At 45.2% G+C, this 3,918-nt stretch carries 3 protein-coding genes, 1 tRNA gene and 2 rRNA genes; 1 reads left to right on the forward strand and 5 read right to left on the reverse strand.

What is annotated here, in order from left to right:
- Positions 1-226 (reverse strand): hypothetical protein (locus tag ATB78_RS30000; RefSeq protein ID WP_208990582.1); only part of this gene is annotated, 226 nt, incomplete at its 3' end.
- A 211-nt stretch (positions 227-437) separates the two neighbouring features.
- Entirely contained in the window at positions 438-1,922 is a 1,485-nt protein-coding gene (ilvC, locus tag ATB78_RS27560; RefSeq protein WP_061011135.1) for a ketol-acid reductoisomerase, read from the reverse strand.
- A 142-nt stretch (positions 1,923-2,064) separates the two neighbouring features.
- Here ilvC and ilvY point away from each other — a divergent pair, with 142 nt between their 5' ends.
- Entirely contained in the window at positions 2,065-2,955 is an 891-nt protein-coding gene (gene ilvY / locus ATB78_RS27565) for an HTH-type transcriptional activator IlvY (RefSeq protein WP_061011136.1), read from the forward strand.
- Between the two features lie 552 nt (positions 2,956-3,507).
- Here the strand turns inward: ilvY and ATB78_RS27570 are convergent.
- The 3 genes from ATB78_RS27570 to ATB78_RS27580 all read right to left on the reverse strand — a co-directional run.
- Positions 3,508-3,584 (reverse strand) — tRNA-Asp (locus ATB78_RS27570).
- A gap of 32 nt (positions 3,585-3,616) precedes the next feature.
- Positions 3,617-3,733 (reverse strand): 5S ribosomal RNA (gene rrf / locus ATB78_RS27575).
- A 90-nt stretch (positions 3,734-3,823) separates the two neighbouring features.
- Positions 3,824-3,918: ribosomal RNA gene (locus ATB78_RS27580) — 23S ribosomal RNA — on the reverse strand; the annotation flags it as partial.

The raw sequence follows: 3,918 nt of genomic DNA on the forward strand, positions 1-3,918 counted from the left end.
AGCGAGAAGCGAGAAGCGAGAAGCGAGAAGCGAGAAGCGAGAAGCGAGAAGCGAGAAGCGAGAAGCGAGAAGCGAGAAGCGAGAAGCGAGAAGCGAGAAGCGAGAAGCGAGAAGCGAGAAGCGAGAAAATTCTTAAGGGTTGGCGTATACACGTCAACCCTTTTTGTTTTTCGGGATTCGGGATTCGCCTCAATTTTGTCTTCTTAAGAACAAACTCCGTCAGCACTTACTGCACCTCAACTTCTTTCAATTCTATCCCAACGAACACTTCCGATTTTAACAGCGAAGCACTCCCACGGTTCGAAGGAAAAAGTCCATCTTCATAAAAACAAAAAGGCTTGGTCAACGGCGACCAAGCCTTTTAATTAGATGTTGTGTTTTATGTTGTATTTATTGACCCCAGTCTATCTGGAGTTCTTTACTAACTTAGATAGAAATTAGCCGCCTACTGCGATGTTCTTCATATCAGTCATGTAACCACGTAGCTCTTCACCGATGTACTCTACTGGGTGGTTACGAATCGCTTCGTTTACTGCAATTAGCGTAGCGTTGTCGACTTGGTTAGACGACTCGCCTAGGCCTTTACCGATTACGTCGATGCTTACTGATGGCATGAACTTCTCACGTAGTAGCGGTGTTGCTACGTTAGCGAATAGGTAGTTACCGTACTCTGCTGTATCTGAAATTACCACGTTCATTTCGTATAGGCGCTTACGTGCAACTGTGTTTGCGATTAGCGGTAGCTCGTGTAGTGACTCGTAGTATGCAGATTCATCGATGATGCCTGATGCTGTCATTGCTTCGAACGCTAGCTCAACACCGGCACGAACCATAGCTACCAATAGAATGCCGTTGTCGAAGTACTCTTGCTCAGAGATTTCGATATCGCCTGCTGGGTAGTTTTCGAAAGCAGTTTCGCCCGTTTCTTCACGCCAGCCTAGTAGGTTTGCATCGTCGTTTGCCCAGTCAGCCATCATAGTGCTTGAGAATTCACCTGTGATGATGTCATCCATGTGCTTGTTGTATAGCGGACGCATTAGCTCTTTTAGCTCTTCAGAAAGCTCAAATGCTTTTACTTTTGCTGGGTTTGATAGACGATCCATCATGTGGGTAATACCACCAAACTTAAGCGCTTCAGTGATGGTTTCCCAACCATATTGTAGAAGTTTACCTGCGTAGCTTGGGTCGATGCCGTCAGCTACCATCTTCTCGTAAGAAACGATAGAACCAGCTTGTAGCATGCCACATAGGATAGTTTGCTCACCCATTAGGTCAGATTTAACTTCTGCTACGAATGAAGACTCTAGACAACCTGCGCGGTGGCCACCTGTACCTGCAGCCCAAGCTTTCGCGATATCCCAACCTTCACCTTTTGGATCATTCTCTGGGTGAACCGCGATTAGTGTTGGTACACCGAAACCACGTTTGTACTCTTCGCGTACTTCTGTACCTGGACACTTAGGTGCAACCATCACAACCGTTAGGTCTTTACGGATCTGCATGCCTTCTTCAACAACGTTGAAACCGTGTGAGTAGCCAAGTGCTGCGCCTTCTTTCATCAACGGCATTACCGTTTCAACAACGTTCGTGTGTTGCTTGTCTGGTGTTAGGTTGATTACTAGGTCAGCTTCTGGGATTAGCGTTTCGTAGCTGCCTACTTCAAAGCCATTATCTTTTGCGTTTTTGAAAGATTGACGTTGCTCGTCGATCGCAGCTTGGCGTAGAGCGTAAGCAACGTCTAGACCAGAGTCACGCATGTTTAGGCCTTGGTTAAGACCTTGAGCACCACAACCTACGATGACCACTTTCTTACCTTTTAGGTAATCTGCTTCTGATGCGAATTCTTCGCGGTCCATAAAGCGACAACGACCAAGTTGGTCCAATTGCTCACGCAAGTTTAGGGTATTGAAATAGTTAGCCATCTGGGTGCTCCTTAACATTCTTCCATAGAGGTCGGTATTTGTGTTACCGAATGAGTTCATACTAAAACAGACATTCTGTTGCTGAAAGTGATATATTCACAATTACTTATTGCAATTAATGCAACATGGAAGTGAAGATTTAATGAACATCAAAAGCCTGCAACTATTCATTCACCTATGTGATAGTAAAAGCTTCGCTAAGACAGCGGCAGCAATGCATATCAGCCCTTCCGCACTGAGTCGGCAGATCCAGAAATTGGAAGAAGAAACACACCAACAGCTGTTCTTGCGTGATAACCGAAGTGTCGAATTAACGGTTCAAGGAAAGAAGCTGTTGCCTGTTGCACTAAAGATCTTGGGTGAATGGCAGCAATACCAAAGCTACGTCAAAGGAACGGAAGACGAGTTAAAAGGGGAGATACGTTTATTTTGCTCGGTAACGGCAAGTTACAGCCACCTCCCAGAACTTATTTCTGAATTCCGCATTCAGCATCCATTTATTGAATTCAAACTCTCTACCGGCGATCCAGCCCAAGCCATCGATAAGATTCTGGCGGATGAAGCTGATATCGCGATCTCTGCAAAGCCGGACCAACTACCCGCTAAAGTTGCTTTTGAACCAATCAGCGAGATACCTCTATCGGTTATTGCCCCAGTTGGAGTCAGCAGTTTTGCCGAAGAGCTACAGAAAGAACCCCCAGATTGGTCAACGATCCCTTTTATTCTCCCAGAAGCAGGCACAGCAAGAGAAAGAGCGAATGTTTGGTTTAAGCAAATGAAGATCAAACCAAACATCTACGCACAAGTGGCAGGTCACGAAGCCATTGTCAGTATGGTGGCTTTAGGTTGTGGCATCGGTATCGCACCAGATGTGGTAATCAACAACAGCCCTGTCAGAGAGAAGATAAATAGGCTTAAAGTTCTACCTATAAAACCATTTGAGCTGGGAGTCTGTTGCATCAAGAGCCAGCTAGAAAACCCATTAGTGAAAGCTCTATGGGAAGTCGCAGAAAGTAAGTATATATCCCTGTAGATATGCCTCATTCAAATGAAATAAAAAGCCCGTTACACAAATAACGGGCATTTTCTTTACAGTAAACCTCGAAGGCAAAATATAGAACCGCACTTGAGGGGAGCTAACGTCACTACTCATATAATAAAGACACCATTAGCAATGCGAGCAGATTAAGTAAGTGCTTACCTTTAATTATTTTTAAAATTTGGAAAATGGATACCGAGAAAAGAGAAATAAGGTCTTTATCTGACAGAGCAAACTCCGCAACAAACGCAGAGATCTGACGATATTAGAAACGACAAAGTCTAGTACCAAAGGCTGGGGGTCTATATAAGTAGCAGAATGGTGAGGATGCCTACTCGTCCGGGCTTGCAGACAACTGGCTCTCATTCCCTGAAGAGGAAAAATCTCTTTGCTTTTAAACGACAAAACCCTGTCAGAAGACTGGGTTTCTAAATAAATAGTAGAGCGGCTGGACTTACACACGAGCGGGACTCGTTGGTCGTAGACCAAAATAATAGCGCAAACGAAAAAGCCCTAGCATTTCTGCTAGGGCTTTGTCTGAATAAGTGGCGGAGCGGACGGGACTCGAACCCGCGACCCCCGGCGTGACAGGCCGGTATTCTAACCAACTGAACTACCGCTCCGCACTGGTTAGACATTTAAGTCTAAATTTAAAGCCTGGCGATGTCCTACTCTCACATGGGGAAGCCCCACACTACCATCGGCGCTAATTCGTTTCACTTCTGAGTTCGGAATGGAAATCAGGTGGGTCCAAATCGCTATGGTCGCCAAGCAAATTCTTTAATTCGGAAAACTGATTTTAAGTTCTATTTACACATTCAATGTTCTTACATTGAGTCCATCAAAACCCCTTGGGTGTTGTATGGTTAAGCCTCACGGGCAATTAGTACAGGTTAGCTCAACGCCTCACAACGCTTACACACCCTGCCTATCAACGTTCTAGTCTCGAACAACCCT

This window comes from Vibrio sp. CUB2, assembly GCF_001557945.1.
In the GTDB taxonomy this organism is placed as follows: Bacteria; Pseudomonadota; Gammaproteobacteria; order Enterobacterales; family Vibrionaceae; genus Vibrio; species Vibrio owensii.

Excerpts from the sequence above, each read along its gene's own strand:
- ilvC (WP_061011135.1), bottom strand. The coding sequence starts at position 1,922 with ATGGCTAACTATTTCAATACCCTAAACTTGCGTGAGCAATTGGACCAA.
- ilvY (WP_061011136.1), top strand. The coding sequence starts at position 2,065 with ATGAACATCAAAAGCCTGCAACTATTCATTCACCTATGTGATAGTAAA.